We start from the raw sequence: 15064 nt of genomic DNA, 5'->3' as shown, positions 1-15064 counted from the left end.
TGCCGCTCGAACAAAAAGCGCCCCCGGCCGGTGGAGGATTCCAGCGGCCGGGGGCGCTCTCTGTCCGAGCGGTTCCGGGACCGGTCAGGCCTTGGCCTCGCCCAGCAGCTTCTGGATCCGCGAGACGCCCTCGATCAGGTCCTCGTCGCCCAGGGCGTAGGACAGGCGCAGGTAGCCCGGGGTGCCGAAGGCCTCGCCCGGGACGACGGCGACCTCGGCCTCGTCCAGGATCAGCGCGGCCAGCTCGACGGTGGTGGCCGGACGCTTGCCGCGGATCTCCTTGCCGAGCAGGTCCTTCACGGCCGGGTAGGCGTAGAAGGCGCCCTCGGGCTCGGGGCAGAACACGCCGTCGATCTCGTTGAGCATCCGCACGACGATGCCCCGGCGGCGGTCGAAGGCGGTGCGCATCTCGGCGACGGCGTCCAGCGGGCCGGAGACGGCCGCGAGCGCGGCGATCTGGGCGACGTTGGAGACGTTGGAGGTGGCGTGCGACTGGAGGTTGGTCGCGGCCTTGACGACGTCCTTCGGGCCGATGATCCAGCCCACGCGCCAGCCGGTCATCGCGTACGTCTTGGCGACGCCGTTGACGACGATGCACTTGTCGCGCAGCTCGGGGACGATCGCCGGGAGCGAGGTGAAGGTGGCGTCGCCGTAGACGAGGTGCTCGTAGATCTCGTCGGTCATGACCCACAGGCCGTGCTCGACGGCCCAGCGGCCGATGGCCTCGGCGTCGGCCTCGCTGTAGACGGCGCCGGTCGGGTTGGACGGCGAGACGAACAGGACGACCTTGGTCTTCTCGGTGCGCGCGGCCTCCAACTGCTCGACGGAGACCCGGTAGCCGGTGGTCTCGTCGGCGACGACCTCGACCGGGACACCGCCGGCGAGTCGGATCGACTCGGGGTAGGTGGTCCAGTACGGGGCGGGGACGATGACCTCGTCGCCCGGGTCGAGGATCGCGGCGAAGGCCTCGTAGATGGCCTGCTTGCCGCCGTTGGTCACCAGGATCTGGCTGGCGTCGACCTCGTAGCCGGAGTCGCGCAGCGTCTTCTCTGCGATGGCGGCCTTGAGCTCGGGGAGCCCGCCTGCGGGGGTGTAGCGGTGGTACTTCGGGTTGCGGCAGGCCTCGACCGCGGCGTCGACGATGTAGTCGGGCGTCGGGAAGTCGGGCTCGCCGGCCCCGAAGCCGATCACCGGACGCCCGGCGGCCTTGAGGGCCTTGGCCTTGGCGTCGACGGCGAGGGTCGCGGACTCGGAGATCGCACCGATGCGGGCGGAAACCCGGCGCTCGGACGGTGAAGTTGCAGCGCTCATGGCCCCATGCTCCCAGACCGCGAAAGCCGTCGGCACAGGGGTTTCAGGGACCGGACCGGACCCGGACAGCATGCGGACAGGACCGGTCGGTTGTTGTCTGTTCGACGCGGCGGCCCTGAACACGTACACTCACCTGTCGTTGGCCTTCACCAGCCGCACCGTTCCTGCACCCGGTCACCGGGAAAGATGCGGTAGGTTGGTGGAAACCACAAAGGGTCGTAGCTCAATTGGTAGAGCACTGGTCTCCAAAACCAGCGGTTGGGGGTTCAAGTCCCTCCGGCCCTGCTACACACTCCTTCGCCAGGATGTGTGCGCATGTACGTACTTCATTGCACAGCCGTGCGGCTCCACCGGGCGCGGCACGGCCACGACCCGGAATCAGGTGAGTAGCGTGACGGACGCCGTGGGCTCCATCGACATGCCTGATGCTGAGGATGAAGCTCCCGAGTCGAAGAAGAAGACTCGGAAGGGCGGTAAGCGCGGCAAGAAGGGCCCTCTGGGTCGGCTCGCGCTGTTCTACCGCCAGATCGTCGCCGAACTCCGTAAGGTTGTCTGGCCGACGCGTAGCCAGCTGACGACGTACACCTCCGTGGTGATCGTGTTCGTCGTCGTCATGATCGGTCTTGTTACCGTTCTCGACATGGGCTTCGCCCGGGTCGTCAAGTACGTCTTCGGCTGATCACGCGGAAGGCGTCGGACCCGGCGCCCCTTTCGCACGTTCCACCCTTTGTATCCAGGAAGAAGCAGCCATCGTGTCTGACCCGAACCTGAACGACGCCGTCGAGCCCGAGGCTGGCGCCTTCGAGTCCGCCAAGGACGAGCTCGACATCGTTGAGGCTGCTGACTCCGTGGACCCGGACCAGGCCGAGGCCGCCGACCTCGCCGCGGGCGAGCCCGCCGAGCAGGCAGCCGTGAACGTCGAGGCGGAGGAGTCCGACGAGGACGCCGCCGAGGCAGTCGAGTCCGACGAGGACGAGGCCGCTGAGGACGAGGCCGACGACGAGACCGCCGACGAGACCGCCGACGAGGAAGAGGCCGAGCCGGCCGCCCCCGTCGACCCCGTCGCCGCCCTGCGCGACGAGCTCCGCACGCTCCCCGGTGAGTGGTACGTCATCCACACGTACGCCGGTTACGAGAAGCGCGTGAAGGCCAACCTGGAGCAGCGCGCCGTCTCGCTGAACGTGGAGGAGTTCATCTATCAGGCCGAGGTGCCTGAAGAGGAAATCGTCCAGATCAAGAACGGCGAGCGCAAGAACGTCCGGCAGAACAAGCTCCCCGGCTACGTGCTGGTGCGCATGGACCTGACGAACGAGTCCTGGGGCGTCGTGCGGAACACGCCGGGTGTCACCGGCTTCGTGGGCAACGCCTACGACCCGTACCCGCTGACCCTGGACGAGATCGTCAAGATGCTCGCCCCGGAGGCCGAGGAGAAGGCCGCCCGCGAGGCCGCCGAGGCCGAGGGCAAGCCGGCTCCGTCCCGCAAGGTCGAGGTCCAGGTGCTGGACTTCGAGGTCGGCGACTCGGTCACCGTCACGGACGGTCCGTTCGCCACGCTGCAGGCCACGATCAACGAGATCAACGCCGACTCGAAGAAGGTCAAGGGCCTCGTCGAGATCTTCGGCCGCGAGACCCCGGTCGAGCTCAGCTTCGACCAGATCCAGAAGAACTAGCGCTTCCCGCCGGTTTCTGGACACATGCCTACCCAGCAGGTCAGAGGGGCTTCGCAGCCGCTCTGACCTGCTTGGTTTTTGGTCGCGCAGCTATACCCGTTATCGTTGTGCGGTATGCCTCCATCCGGATGACCGGAATTGGCGGCGAAACACTCTCACTAGGACCCGGAGAGAGCAATGCCTCCCAAGAAGAAGAAGATCACGGGGCTTATCAAGCTCCAGATCAACGCCGGTGCGGCGAACCCGGCCCCGCCGGTCGGCCCCGCGCTCGGTCAGCACGGCGTCAACATCATGGAGTTCTGCAAGGCCTACAACGCCGCGACCGAGTCGCAGCGTGGCATGGTCGTGCCGGTGGAGATCACGGTCTACGAGGACCGTTCCTTCACCTTCATCACGAAGACTCCGCCGGCCGCCAAGCTGATCCTCAAGGCCGCGGGTGTGGACAAGGGCTCCGGCGAGCCGCACAAGACCAAGGTTGCCAAGCTGACGGCCGCCCAGGTCCGCGAGATCGCCACGACGAAGCTCCCCGACCTGAACGCCAATGACCTCGACGCCGCGTCGAAGATCATTGCCGGCACCGCCCGTTCCATGGGCATCACGGTCGAAGGCTGATTCAGCCCCGTCACCCCCAGTGGTAGGACCAAGCGCTGGTCCGCACCACGACTCCACACTCTGAAACCACAGGAGTAGAAGTGAAGCGCAGCAAGAACCTCCGCGCTGCGGACGCCAAGATCGACCGGGAGCGCAACTACGCCCCGCTCGAGGCCGTCCGTATCGCCAAGGACACCGCCTCCACGAAGTTCGACAGCACCGTCGAGGTCGCCTTTGCCCTGGGTGTCGACCCGCGCAAGGCCGACCAGATGGTCCGTGGCACCGTGAACCTCCCGCACGGCACCGGCAAGACCGCCCGGGTCCTGGTCTTCGCGACCGGTGACCGTGCTGCGGCCGCGGAAGCCGCTGGAGCCGACATCGTCGGCGCCGACGAGCTCATCGACGAGGTGGCGAAGGGCCGTCTGGACTTCGACGCCGTCGTCGCGACCCCGGACCTCATGGGCAAGGTCGGCCGCCTGGGCCGCGTGCTCGGTCCGCGTGGTCTGATGCCGAACCCGAAGACCGGCACCGTCACCCCCGATGTCGTGAAGGCTGTCAACGACATCAAGGGCGGCAAGATCGAGTTCCGCGTCGACAAGCACTCGAACCTGCACTTCATCATCGGCAAGACCTCGTTCGACGAGACCAAGCTGGTGGAGAACTACGCAGCGGCGCTGGACGAGATCCTCCGTCTGAAGCCGTCCGCCGCCAAGGGCCGCTACATCAAGAAGGCCACGCTGGCCACCACGATGGGCCCCGGCATCCCGCTGGACGCCAACCGCACCCGCAACCTCCTCGTCGAGGAGGACCCGGCCTCCGTCTGAGCCTCCGTGCTCACCCGGTAGCCGCGTCGTACGCGTGCACTCTGTGAACGGGCCCCGCAACCTTTCGAGGTGCGGGGCCCGTCCTCGTTTCCGTAAGGCCCTCTGGCTGTCAGTGCCCTGTGTCACTGTGGTGCGGGGGACGACGGACGATACGAGGGGTGGACCGGTTAGATGAGGACGAGCACGGCACGACGCATGGGCACGGCTCTGGCCGCCGCGGCGGCACTGACGTCGATGGCGGCCTGCAGTGGCTCCGACGGCTCGGAGGGTTCCAGCGGCGCCGGTAAGGACAAGGCGGGCGCCATATCCAAGGCGAGCCCCGTGGCCGCGCTGAAGCAGGTGCAGCAGAAGACCGGGGGCGCTCAGTCCGCGAAGGTCGAGGGCACCACCGAGATGGGCAGCGCCATGTCCATGAAGCAGTCCGGGGCCATCGGCTGGGCCGACGGCCTCTCGGGCGCGCTGACCATCACGTACACCGGCGGCACCATGGGCGACGCCCTGAAGCAGGCCGGCGGCGACGGATCGGTCCAGGCGCGCTACTTCAAGGACGAGTACTACGCCAACATGGGCGACGCCATGGCGGCCAACACCGGCGGCAAGCACTGGATCCGGTATTCCTACAAGGACCTCGCCGAGCTGGGCGGGGCCTCCGGCGACGTCATGAAGGACCAGATCCAGAACAGCACGCCCGAGCAGGGCGTGAAGGCGCTCCTGGCCTCCGGCGACGTGAAGAAGGTCGGCCAGGAGGACGTCCGCGGGGTCCCCGCGACGCACTACTCCGGCAGGGTCGACGTGGCCGACCTGACCGCGAAGAACAGCAACCTGGACGCGAAGCAGCTGGCCGCGTTCAAGGAGCAGCTCGCCCTGGCCGGGGTGACCACCCAGACCGTCGACATCTGGGTCGACAAGAACGACCTGTTGGTGAAGAAGACCGAGCGCGGCGAGATGAAGACCGGCACGTTCAACTCGACGCTCTTCTACAGCGACTACGGCACCGAGGTCCCCTCCGAGAAGCCGTCGGCCTCGGACACCGTGGACTTCAAGGAGATGCTGAAGCAGCAGGGCGATACCCCGGGCGGCGCCTCCTGACACCTCCCGCGAGGGACGAACAGGGACGGATTTGCTCGTCCCGCATCCGGTCGCGTACTCTCACCAAGAAGCCAAAGACCGCTGGTCGTCACTGTGCCTCGCAAGAGGGACGGTGACCGAAGGTTCCGCTAGATCGGACGACCTGCGCAGGTGACTGTGGAACGCTCCCGGACTCTGTTCGGTCGAGCCGCGCCCTGGCACTTGTGCTGGGGCGTTTCGTCTTTCCCGGCCCCTTCTGAGCGGTCCTCATCACCCGGAAGGAGGCCGACGCTCATGGCAAGGCCCGACAAGGCTGCCGCGGTAGCCGAGCTGACGGACCAGTTCCGCAGCTCGAACGCCGCCGTGCTGACCGAGTACCGGGGTCTCACCGTGGCACAGCTCAAGGAGCTGCGCCGTTCGCTCGGTGAGAACGCCCAGTACGCCGTGGTGAAGAACACGCTGACCAAGATTGCGGCCAACGAGGCCGGGATCGACACGCTGGACGACCTGTTCTCGGGTCCGACGGCGGTTGCCTTCGTCACCGGTGACCCGGTGGAGTCGGCGAAGGGTCTTCGTGACTTCGCCAAGGACAACCCCAACCTCATCATCAAGGGCGGTGTCCTTGACGGTAAGGCGCTGTCCGCCGATGAGATCAAGAAGCTCGCGGACCTCGAGTCCCGCGAGGTTCTGCTCTCCAAGCTGGCCGGTGCTTTCAAGGGCAAGCAGACTCAGGCTGCGCAGCTCTTCCAGGCACTGCCGTCGAAGTTCGTCCGCACCGCGGAAGCGCTTCGCGCCAAGAAGGAAGAGCAGGGCGGTGCCGGTACTCCGGCTCCCGCCGAGGCCGCCGAGTAATTTCGCTCAGCGGTCCAGCGGGCTCCACGTACGCCCGCCGACATATACATCCGGCACCTGCCGAATAGTGGAAGGACGCCTATCATGGCGAAGCTGTCCCAGGACGACCTGCTCGCGCAGTTCGAAGGCATGACCCTCATCGAGCTCTCCGAGTTCGTCAAGGCCTTCGAGGAGAAGTTCGACGTCACCGCCGCTGCGGCCGTCGCCGTCGCCGGCCCCGCCGCTGGTGGCGCCCCGGCCGAGGCCGAGGCCGAGCAGGACGAGTTCGACGTCATCCTCACCGGTGCCGGCGAGAAGAAGATCCAGGTCATCAAGGTCGTGCGTGAGCTGACCTCGCTGGGTCTCAAGGAGGCCAAGGACCTCGTCGACGGCACCCCGAAGCCGGTCCTCGAGAAGGTCGCCAAGGAGGCCGCCGAGAAGGCTGCCGAGTCCCTCAAGGCCGCCGGCGCTTCCGTCGAGGTCAAGTAACACCTCGGGAGTCCTCCGGACTCCCTGGGCACGTCACGTGCCCGCGCCAAGGGCGATCACCCATCCGGGTGGTCGCCCTTCGGCGTGCCCGGGGCGGGTGCCTTGCTCTTCCGCCGACGACGAGTAGGGTGATCTTCGCCGTGCGCCTCTCGCGGGCCCCTCAGGGGCGTCCCGCGGTCTTCCCGGGGGTGGCCGGCCGAGGCTCCTGGAGGTCCGATCGGACCGGCGGGCCTTGACGAACCGGACGCGGCGCGCAATTCTCAGGACGCGTCATCACTTCGATCCGTATCCGAGGCATGGATCGAGAGTGAAGAGGGCAGTAAAGAAGAGCGCACCCCGCGCGAGGGCTAGGGCTAGACATAGGTGTTGAGAACAGCTGTTGAGAGCAACGTGGGTCTCTGAGAACCCCGACTGGACATCAGTGTGCCGCTTGGCTACACTGACCCTTTGCGCTGCCTGTTAGCTGCCTCCTGCCCGTCACCAGGGGCATGCCCACGCTGAAGCACCGATGACCGACCCCCTCCGACCTGGTCGTTTTGCGACCGATTTGGAACGGCCTGTCTTTGTGTCCAGGGTGGGACCGGTACGCGCGTAGTGAGTCCGAGCCCTCGGAAGGACCCCCTCTTGGCCGCCTCGCGCAACGCCTCGACCGCGAATACGAACAACGGTGCCAGCACCGCCCCGCTGCGCATCTCTTTTGCAAAGATCAAGGAGCCCCTCGAGGTTCCGAACCTCCTCGCGCTGCAGACCGAGAGCTTTGACTGGCTCCTCGGCAACGCCGCCTGGAAGGCTCGCGTCGAGGCTGCTCTGGACAGTGGACAAGACGTCCCCACCAAGTCCGGCCTGGAGGAGATCTTCGAGGAGATCTCACCGATCGAGGACTTCTCCGGGTCGATGTCGCTTACGTTCCGCGACCACCGCTTCGAGCCCCCGAAGAACTCGATCGACGAGTGCAAGGAGCGCGACTTCACGTTCGCCGCGCCGCTCTTCGTCACGGCCGAGTTCACCAACAACGAGACCGGCGAGATCAAGTCCCAGACGGTCTTCATGGGCGACTTCCCGCTCATGACCAACAAGGGCACCTTCGTCATCAACGGCACCGAGCGTGTCGTCGTGTCGCAGCTGGTCCGCTCGCCGGGTGTCTACTTCGACTCCTCCATCGACAAGACGTCCGACAAGGACATCTTCTCCGCCAAGATCATCCCGTCCCGGGGTGCCTGGCTGGAGATGGAGATCGACAAGCGCGACATGGTCGGTGTCCGCATCGACCGCAAGCGCAAGCAATCCGTCACCGTCCTCCTCAAGGCTCTCGGCTGGAGCACCGAGCAGATCCTGGAGGAGTTCGGCGAGTACGAGTCGATGCGCGCCACCCTGGAGAAGGACCACACCCAGGGCCAGGACGACGCGCTGCTCGACATCTACCGCAAGCTGCGTCCGGGCGAGCCGCCGACGCGCGAGGCCGCTCAGACGCTGCTCGAGAACCTCTACTTCAACCCGAAGCGCTACGACCTCGCGAAGGTCGGCCGCTACAAGGTGAACAAGAAGCTCGGCGCCGATGAGCCGCTGGACGCCGGGGTGCTCACCACCGACGACGTCATCGCGACCATCAAGTACCTGGTCAAGCTGCACGCCGGTGAGACCGAGACGACCGGTGAGTCGGGTCGCGAGATCGTCGTCGAGACCGACGACATCGACCACTTCGGCAACCGTCGTCTGCGCAACGTCGGCGAGCTCATCCAGAACCAGGTCCGTACGGGCCTGGCGCGGATGGAGCGCGTCGTGCGTGAGCGCATGACCACCCAGGACGTCGAGGCGATCACGCCGCAGACCCTGATCAACATCCGGCCGGTCGTCGCCTCCATCAAGGAGTTCTTCGGCACCAGCCAGCTGTCGCAGTTCATGGACCAGAACAACCCGCTGTCGGGTCTCACCCACAAGCGCCGCCTGTCGGCTCTTGGCCCGGGTGGTCTCTCCCGTGAGCGGGCCGGCTTCGAGGTCCGAGACGTGCACCCGTCCCACTACGGACGTATGTGCCCGATCGAGACCCCCGAAGGCCCGAACATCGGTCTGATCGGTTCGCTCGCCTCGTACGGCCGCGTCAACGCGTTCGGCTTCATCGAGACGCCGTACCGCAAGGTCGTCGACGGCCAGGTCACCGACGACGTCGACTACATCACGGCCGACGAGGAGGACCGCTTCGTCATCGCCCAGGCGAACGCGACGCTCTCCGACGAGCTGCGCTTCACCGAGCCCCGCGTCCTGGTCCGCCGTCGTGGCGGAGAGGTCGACTACGTGCCCGGCACGGACGTCGACTACATGGACGTCTCGCCGCGCCAGATGGTGTCCGTCGCCACCGCGATGATCCCCTTCCTGGAGCACGACGACGCCAACCGTGCCCTCATGGGCGCGAACATGATGCGGCAGGCGGTGCCGCTCATCAAGTCGGAGGCCCCGCTCGTCGGCACCGGCATGGAGTACCGCTGCGCCACCGACGCCGGTGACGTCCTCAAGGCGGAGAAGGACGGTGTGGTCCAGGAGGTCTCCGCGGACTACATCACCGTCACGAACGACGACGGCACGTACACCACGTACCGCATCGCCAAGTTCATGCGCTCCAACCAGGGCACCTCGGTCAACCAGAAGGTCGTCGTCTCCGAGGGCGACCGGATCATCGCCGACCAGGTGCTCGCCGACGGACCGGCCACCGAGAACGGTGAGATGGCCCTCGGCAAGAACCTGCTCGTGGCGTTCATGCCGTGGGAGGGTCACAACTACGAGGACGCGATCATCCTGTCGCAGCGCCTCGTGCAGGACGACGTCCTCTCCTCGATCCACATCGAGGAGCACGAGGTCGACGCCCGTGACACCAAGCTCGGCCCGGAGGAGATCACCCGGGACATCCCGAACGTCTCCGAAGAGGTCCTCGCGGACCTCGACGAGCGCGGCATCATCCGGATCGGTGCCGAGGTCGTCGCCGGCGACATCCTCGTCGGCAAGGTCACGCCCAAGGGCGAGACCGAGCTGACCCCCGAGGAGCGCCTGCTCCGCGCGATCTTCGGTGAGAAGGCGCGCGAAGTGCGCGACACCTCGCTGAAGGTGCCGCACGGTGAGATCGGCAAGGTCATCGGCGTCCGCGTCTTCGACCGCGAAGAGGGCGACGAGCTGCCGCCGGGCGTGAACCAGCTGGTCCGCGTCTACGTCGCGCAGAAGCGCAAGATCACCGATGGTGACAAGCTCGCCGGCCGTCACGGCAACAAGGGCGTCATCTCCAAGATCCTGCCGATCGAGGACATGCCGTTCCTGGAGGACGGCACCCCGGTCGACATCATCCTCAACCCGCTGGGTGTCCCGTCCCGAATGAACCCGGGACAGGTCCTGGAGATCCACCTCGGCTGGCTCGCCAGCCGCGGCTGGGACGTCTCCGGCCTCGGTGACGAGTGGGCCCAGCGCCTGCAGTTCATCGGCGCCGACCAGGTCGCCCCCGGCACCAACGTCGCCACGCCCGTCTTCGACGGTGCGCGCGAGGACGAGATCACCGGCCTCTTCCAGGCCACGATCCCCAACCGCGACGGCGACCGCCTGGTCCAGCCCTCCGGCAAGGCCCAGCTCTACGACGGCCGCTCCGGCGAGCCGTTCCCGGACCCGGTCTCGGTCGGGTTCATGTACATCCTCAAGCTGCACCACCTGGTCGACGACAAGCTGCACGCGCGTTCGACCGGTCCGTACTCCATGATCACCCAGCAGCCGCTGGGTGGTAAGGCACAGTTCGGTGGTCAGCGCTTCGGTGAGATGGAGGTGTGGGCCCTTGAGGCTTACGGCGCCGCATACGCCCTCCAGGAGCTCCTGACGATCAAGTCCGACGACGTGACCGGCCGCGTGAAGGTCTACGAGGCCATCGTCAAGGGCGAGAACATCCCCGAGCCCGGCATTCCCGAGTCCTTCAAGGTGCTCATCAAGGAAATGCAGTCGCTCTGCCTCAACGTGGAGGTGCTGTCCTCGGACGGCATGTCCATCGAGATGCGCGACACGGACGAGGACGTCTTCCGTGCGGCGGAGGAACTCGGTATCGACCTGTCCCGGCGCGAGCCGAGCAGCGTCGAAGAGGTCTGACGGGCCGGCCGGCCGCCTCGTCCCGAGGCGGCCGGCCCTCCCCGGACCCGTTCAGACCATTGATTGAGACGAGACCCCGAAAGAGGGATTGACGACAAGTGCTCGACGTCAACTTCTTCGACGAGCTGCGGATCGGCCTTGCCACCGCGGACGACATCCGGACCTGGTCGCACGGCGAAGTGAAGAAGCCGGAGACCATCAACTACCGCACGCTCAAGCCCGAAAAGGACGGACTCTTCTGCGAGAAGATCTTCGGTCCGACCCGGGACTGGGAGTGCTACTGCGGCAAGTACAAGCGTGTCCGCTTCAAGGGCATCATCTGCGAGCGCTGCGGCGTCGAGGTCACTCGCGCCAAGGTGCGTCGTGAGCGGATGGGCCACATCGAGCTTGCCGCTCCCGTCACCCACATCTGGTACTTCAAGGGCGTTCCCTCGCGCCTCGGATACCTGCTGGACCTCGCGCCGAAGGACCTCGAGAAGGTCATCTACTTCGCCGCGTACATGATCACGTTCGTGGACGAGGAGCGTCGTACCCGCGACCTGCCGTCCCTGGAGGCTCACGTCTCCGTCGAGCGCCAGCAGACCGAGAACCGCCGCGACTCCGACCTGGAGGCCCGCGCCAAGAAGCTCGAGACCGACCTGGCCGAGCTGGAGGCCGAGGGCGCCAAGGCGGACGTGCGCCGCAAGGTGCGCGAAGGCGCCGAGCGTGAGATGAAGCAGCTGCGCGACCGTGCGCAGCGCGAGATCGACCGCCTCGACGAGGTGTGGAGCCGCTTCAAGAACCTCAAGGTCCAGGACCTGGAGGGCGACGAGCTGCTCTACCGCGAGCTGCGTGACCGCTTCGGTACGTACTTCGACGGCTGCATGGGCGCCGCGGCGCTCCAGAAGCGCCTGGAGTCCTTCGACCTCGACGAGGAGGCCGAGCGCCTCCGCGAGATCATCCGCACCGGCAAGGGCCAGAAGAAGACCCGTGCGCTCAAGCGCCTCAAGGTCGTCTCCGCGTTCCTGCAGACCAGCAACAAGCCCAAGGGCATGGTGCTCGACTGCGTGCCGGTCATCCCGCCGGACCTGCGTCCGATGGTGCAGCTGGACGGTGGCCGCTTCGCGACCTCCGACCTGAACGACCTGTACCGCCGTGTGATCAACCGCAACAACCGCCTCAAGCGTCTCCTTGACCTCGGCGCCCCCGAGATCATCGTGAACAACGAGAAGCGGATGCTGCAGGAGGCCGTCGACGCGCTGTTCGACAACGGCCGCCGCGGTCGCCCGGTCACCGGTCCCGGTAACCGCCCCCTGAAGTCCCTGAGCGACATGCTCAAGGGCAAGCAGGGTCGTTTCCGTCAGAACCTCCTCGGCAAGCGTGTGGACTACTCCGCGCGTTCCGTGATCGTCGTCGGTCCGCAGCTCAAGCTGCACCAGTGCGGTCTGCCGAAGGCGATGGCGCTGGAGCTCTTCAAGCCGTTCGTGATGAAGCGCCTGGTGGACCTGAACCACGCGCAGAACATCAAGTCGGCCAAGCGCATGGTCGAGCGTGGCCGCACCGTCGTGTACGACGTCCTCGAAGAGGTCATCGCCGAGCACCCGGTGCTGCTGAACCGTGCGCCCACCCTGCACCGCCTGGGCATCCAGGCCTTCGAGCCGCAGCTGGTCGAGGGCAAGGCCATCCAGATCCACCCGCTCGTCTGCACCGCGTTCAACGCGGACTTCGACGGTGACCAGATGGCCGTGCACCTGCCGCTCTCCGCGGAGGCGCAGGCCGAGGCCCGCATCCTGATGCTGTCCTCGAACAACATCCTGAAGCCGGCCGACGGTCGTCCCGTCACCATGCCGACCCAGGACATGGTGCTGGGCCTCTTCTTCCTCACCACGGACGAAGAGGGCCGCAACGTCAAGGGCACGGACCGCGCGTTCGGCTCCACGGCCGAGGCCACCATGGCCTTCGACGCCCGCGAGCTGTCGCTGCAGGCGAAGGTCGACATCCGCTTCCCGGTCGGCACCATGCCGCCGCGTGGCTGGGTGCCGCCGGTCGCCGAGGAGGGTGAGCCGGAGTACCAGCCCGGCGACACCTTCCGGCTGCGGACCAGCCTGGGCCGCGCGCTCTTCAACGAGCTGCTGCCCGAGGACTACCCGTTCGTCGACTACTCGGTGGGCAAGAAGCAGCTCTCCGAGATCGTCAACGACCTGGCCGAGCGCTACCCCAAGGTCATCGTGGCGGCGACGCTCGACAACCTGAAGGCGGCGGGCTTCCACTGGGCGACCCGTTCGGGCGTCACCGTGGCCGTCTCCGACATCGTCGTGCCCGAGGCCAAGAAGGCCATCGTCAAGGGCTACGAGGAGCAGGACGAGAAGGTCCAGAAGCAGTACGAGCGCGGTCTGATCACCAAGGACGAGCGCACGCAGGAGCTCATCGCGATCTGGACCAAGGCGACCAACGAGGTTGCCGAGGCGATGAACGCGAACTTCCCGAAGACGAACCCCATCTTCATGATGGTCGACTCGGGCGCCCGAGGAAACATGATGCAGATGCGTCAGATCGCGGGTATGCGTGGTCTGGTGTCGAACGCCAAGAACGAGACGATCCCTCGTCCCATCAAGGCGTCCTTCCGCGAGGGCCTCACCGTTCTGGAGTACTTCATCTCCACGCACGGTGCCCGTAAGGGTCTGGCGGACACCGCCCTGCGTACCGCCGACTCGGGTTACCTGACCCGTCGTCTGGTGGACGTCTCGCAGGACGTGATCATTCGCGAGGAGGACTGCGGCACCGACCGCGGCCTCAAGCTGAAGATCGCGGTCAAGGGCGCCGACGGCGTGCTCCGCAAGACGGAGGACGTCGAGACCTCGGTCTACGCCCGCATGCTCGCCGAGGACGTCGTGGTGGACGGCAAGGTCATCGCGCCTGCCAACGTCGACCTCGGTGACGTCCTGATCGACGCCCTGGTGGGCGCCGGCGTCGAGGAGGTCAAGACCCGCTCGGTCCTGACCTGTGAGTCCGCGGTCGGCACCTGTGCCTTCTGCTACGGACGCTCGCTCGCCACCGGCAAGCTGGTCGACATCGGTGAGGCGGTCGGCATCATCGCCGCCCAGTCCATCGGTGAGCCCGGCACCCAGCTGACGATGCGTACCTTCCACACCGGTGGTGTGGCCGGTGACGACATCACCCAGGGTCTGCCCCGAGTCGTCGAGCTCTTCGAAGCCCGTACGCCCAAGGGTGTCGCCCCGATCTCCGAGGCCAAGGGCCGCGTGCGGATCGAGGAGACCGAGAAGACCAAGAAGCTCGTCGTCACCCCGGACGACGGCAGCGACGAGACTGCGTTCCCGATCTCGAAGCGTGCCCGTCTGCTCGTGGGCGAGGGCGACCCGGTCGAGGTGGGCCAGAAGCTCACCGTCGGTGCGACCAACCCGCACGACGTGCTGCGCATCCTCGGCCAGCGTGCGGTCCAGGTCCACCTGGTCGGCGAAGTCCAGAAGGTCTACAACTCGCAGGGCGTGTCGATCCACGACAAGCACATCGAGATCATCATCCGGCAGATGCTCCGCCGCGTGACGATCATCGAGTCCGGCGACGCGGAGCTGCTTCCGGGCGAGCTGGTCGAGCGGTCGAAGTTCGAGACCGAGAACCGTCGTGTGGTCACCGAGGGCGGTCACCCCGCCTCCGGCCGTCCGCAGCTGATGGGTATCACCAAGGCCTCGCTCGCCACCGAGTCGTGGCTGTCGGCGGCGTCCTTCCAGGAGACGACCAGGGTCCTCACCGACGCGGCGATCAACGCCAAGTCGGACTCCCTGATCGGCCTCAAGGAGAACGTCATCATCGGTAAGCTCATCCCGGCCGGTACGGGCCTGTCCCGCTACCGCAACATCCGGGTCGAGCCGACCGAGGAGGCCAAGGCCGCGATGTACTCGGCCGTCGGCTACGACGACATCGACTACTCGCCGTTCGGCACCGGCTCCGGCCAGGCCGTCCCGCTGGAGGACTACGACTACGGTCCGTACAACCAGTAAGCGCGTGCTCGTCGCTTGAACGACCGGAGGGCGGTCACCCCGTACACCACGGGGTGGCCGCCCTCCGGCGTGTGCGGAGGGCGGCCTTGCCGGGCTCTGTGGGCCCCGGACACGGCCGGGCGGCGGACGTCGGGCCCCTGGGGTGCGGACCTGCGCGTACGGGGCCGACGGG

The 15064-nt window shown here is 66.8% G+C and carries 10 protein-coding genes and 1 tRNA gene; 10 read left to right on the top strand and 1 reads right to left on the bottom strand.

All coding sequences use genetic code 11. The features are described 5' to 3' along the window. Positions 1–84: 84 nt before the first annotated feature. On the bottom strand, positions 85–1311 hold the full coding sequence (locus IE272_RS36950; protein ID WP_050360966.1) for a pyridoxal phosphate-dependent aminotransferase: 1227 nt from the start codon (positions 1309–1311) through the stop codon (positions 85–87). A 212-nt stretch (positions 1312–1523) separates the two neighbouring features. Between IE272_RS36950 and IE272_RS36945 the strand changes: the two genes are divergently transcribed. The 10 genes from IE272_RS36945 (at position 1524) to IE272_RS36900 (ending at position 14892) form a co-directional block, all read left to right on the top strand. Next, positions 1524–1596: transfer RNA gene (locus IE272_RS36945), tRNA-Trp, on the top strand. A 106-nt stretch (positions 1597–1702) separates the two neighbouring features. Then, positions 1703–1990 (top strand): preprotein translocase subunit SecE, encoded by a 288-nt coding sequence (gene secE, locus IE272_RS36940; protein ID WP_007445927.1) that lies wholly within the window; start codon positions 1703–1705, stop codon positions 1988–1990. A gap of 73 nt (positions 1991–2063) precedes the next feature. Further along, positions 2064–2981 (top strand): transcription termination/antitermination protein NusG, encoded by a 918-nt coding sequence (gene nusG, locus IE272_RS36935; RefSeq protein WP_190010057.1) that lies wholly within the window; start codon positions 2064–2066, stop codon positions 2979–2981. Between the two features lie 177 nt (positions 2982–3158). Next, positions 3159–3593 carry a 50S ribosomal protein L11 gene (gene rplK / locus IE272_RS36930; protein ID WP_007445924.1) on the top strand — a complete coding sequence of 145 codons (435 nt, stop codon included), beginning with the start codon at positions 3159–3161 and terminating at the stop codon, positions 3591–3593. A gap of 80 nt (positions 3594–3673) precedes the next feature. Beyond that, on the top strand, positions 3674–4396 hold the full coding sequence (rplA, locus tag IE272_RS36925) for a 50S ribosomal protein L1 (RefSeq protein WP_007445923.1): 723 nt from the start codon (positions 3674–3676) through the stop codon (positions 4394–4396). Between the two features lie 171 nt (positions 4397–4567). Then, entirely contained in the window at positions 4568–5485 is a 918-nt protein-coding gene (locus tag IE272_RS36920; protein ID WP_190010055.1) for an SCO4651 family lipoprotein, read from the top strand. Positions 5486–5758: 273 nt separating this feature from the next. Next, positions 5759–6316 (top strand): 50S ribosomal protein L10, encoded by a 558-nt coding sequence (rplJ, locus tag IE272_RS36915; RefSeq protein WP_007445921.1) that lies wholly within the window; start codon positions 5759–5761, stop codon positions 6314–6316. A gap of 84 nt (positions 6317–6400) precedes the next feature. After that, positions 6401–6784 carry a 50S ribosomal protein L7/L12 gene (rplL, locus tag IE272_RS36910; RefSeq protein WP_007445920.1) on the top strand — a complete coding sequence of 128 codons (384 nt, stop codon included), beginning with the start codon at positions 6401–6403 and terminating at the stop codon, positions 6782–6784. A gap of 624 nt (positions 6785–7408) precedes the next feature. Further along, entirely contained in the window at positions 7409–10894 is a 3486-nt protein-coding gene (gene rpoB / locus IE272_RS36905) for a DNA-directed RNA polymerase subunit beta (protein ID WP_056701168.1), read from the top strand. A 98-nt stretch (positions 10895–10992) separates the two neighbouring features. Continuing rightward, the gene (locus IE272_RS36900) at positions 10993–14892 is read left to right on the top strand and encodes a DNA-directed RNA polymerase subunit beta' (protein ID WP_007445918.1); all 3900 of its coding nucleotides are present in this window, start codon (positions 10993–10995) and stop codon (positions 14890–14892) included. Positions 14893–15064: the final 172 nt, after the last annotated feature.

This window comes from Streptomyces anulatus, from assembly GCF_014650675.1.
Lineage (GTDB): Bacteria > Actinomycetota > Actinomycetes > Streptomycetales > Streptomycetaceae > Streptomyces > Streptomyces anulatus.
Note: the sequence above shows the minus strand (reverse complement) of the source record. Positions and strands in the feature narration are given on the sequence as shown.

Bases quoted from the DNA above. Each gene is read 5' to 3' on its own strand.
- IE272_RS36950 (WP_050360966.1), bottom strand. From the start codon at position 1,311: ATGAGCGCTGCAACTTCACCGTCCGAGCGCCGGGTTTCCGCCCGCATC.
- rplK (WP_007445924.1), top strand. From the start codon at position 3,159: ATGCCTCCCAAGAAGAAGAAGATCACGGGGCTTATCAAGCTCCAGATC.
- IE272_RS36920 (WP_190010055.1), top strand. From the start codon at position 4,568: ATGAGGACGAGCACGGCACGACGCATGGGCACGGCTCTGGCCGCCGCG.
- rplJ (WP_007445921.1), top strand. From the start codon at position 5,759: ATGGCAAGGCCCGACAAGGCTGCCGCGGTAGCCGAGCTGACGGACCAG.
- rplL (WP_007445920.1), top strand. From the start codon at position 6,401: ATGGCGAAGCTGTCCCAGGACGACCTGCTCGCGCAGTTCGAAGGCATG.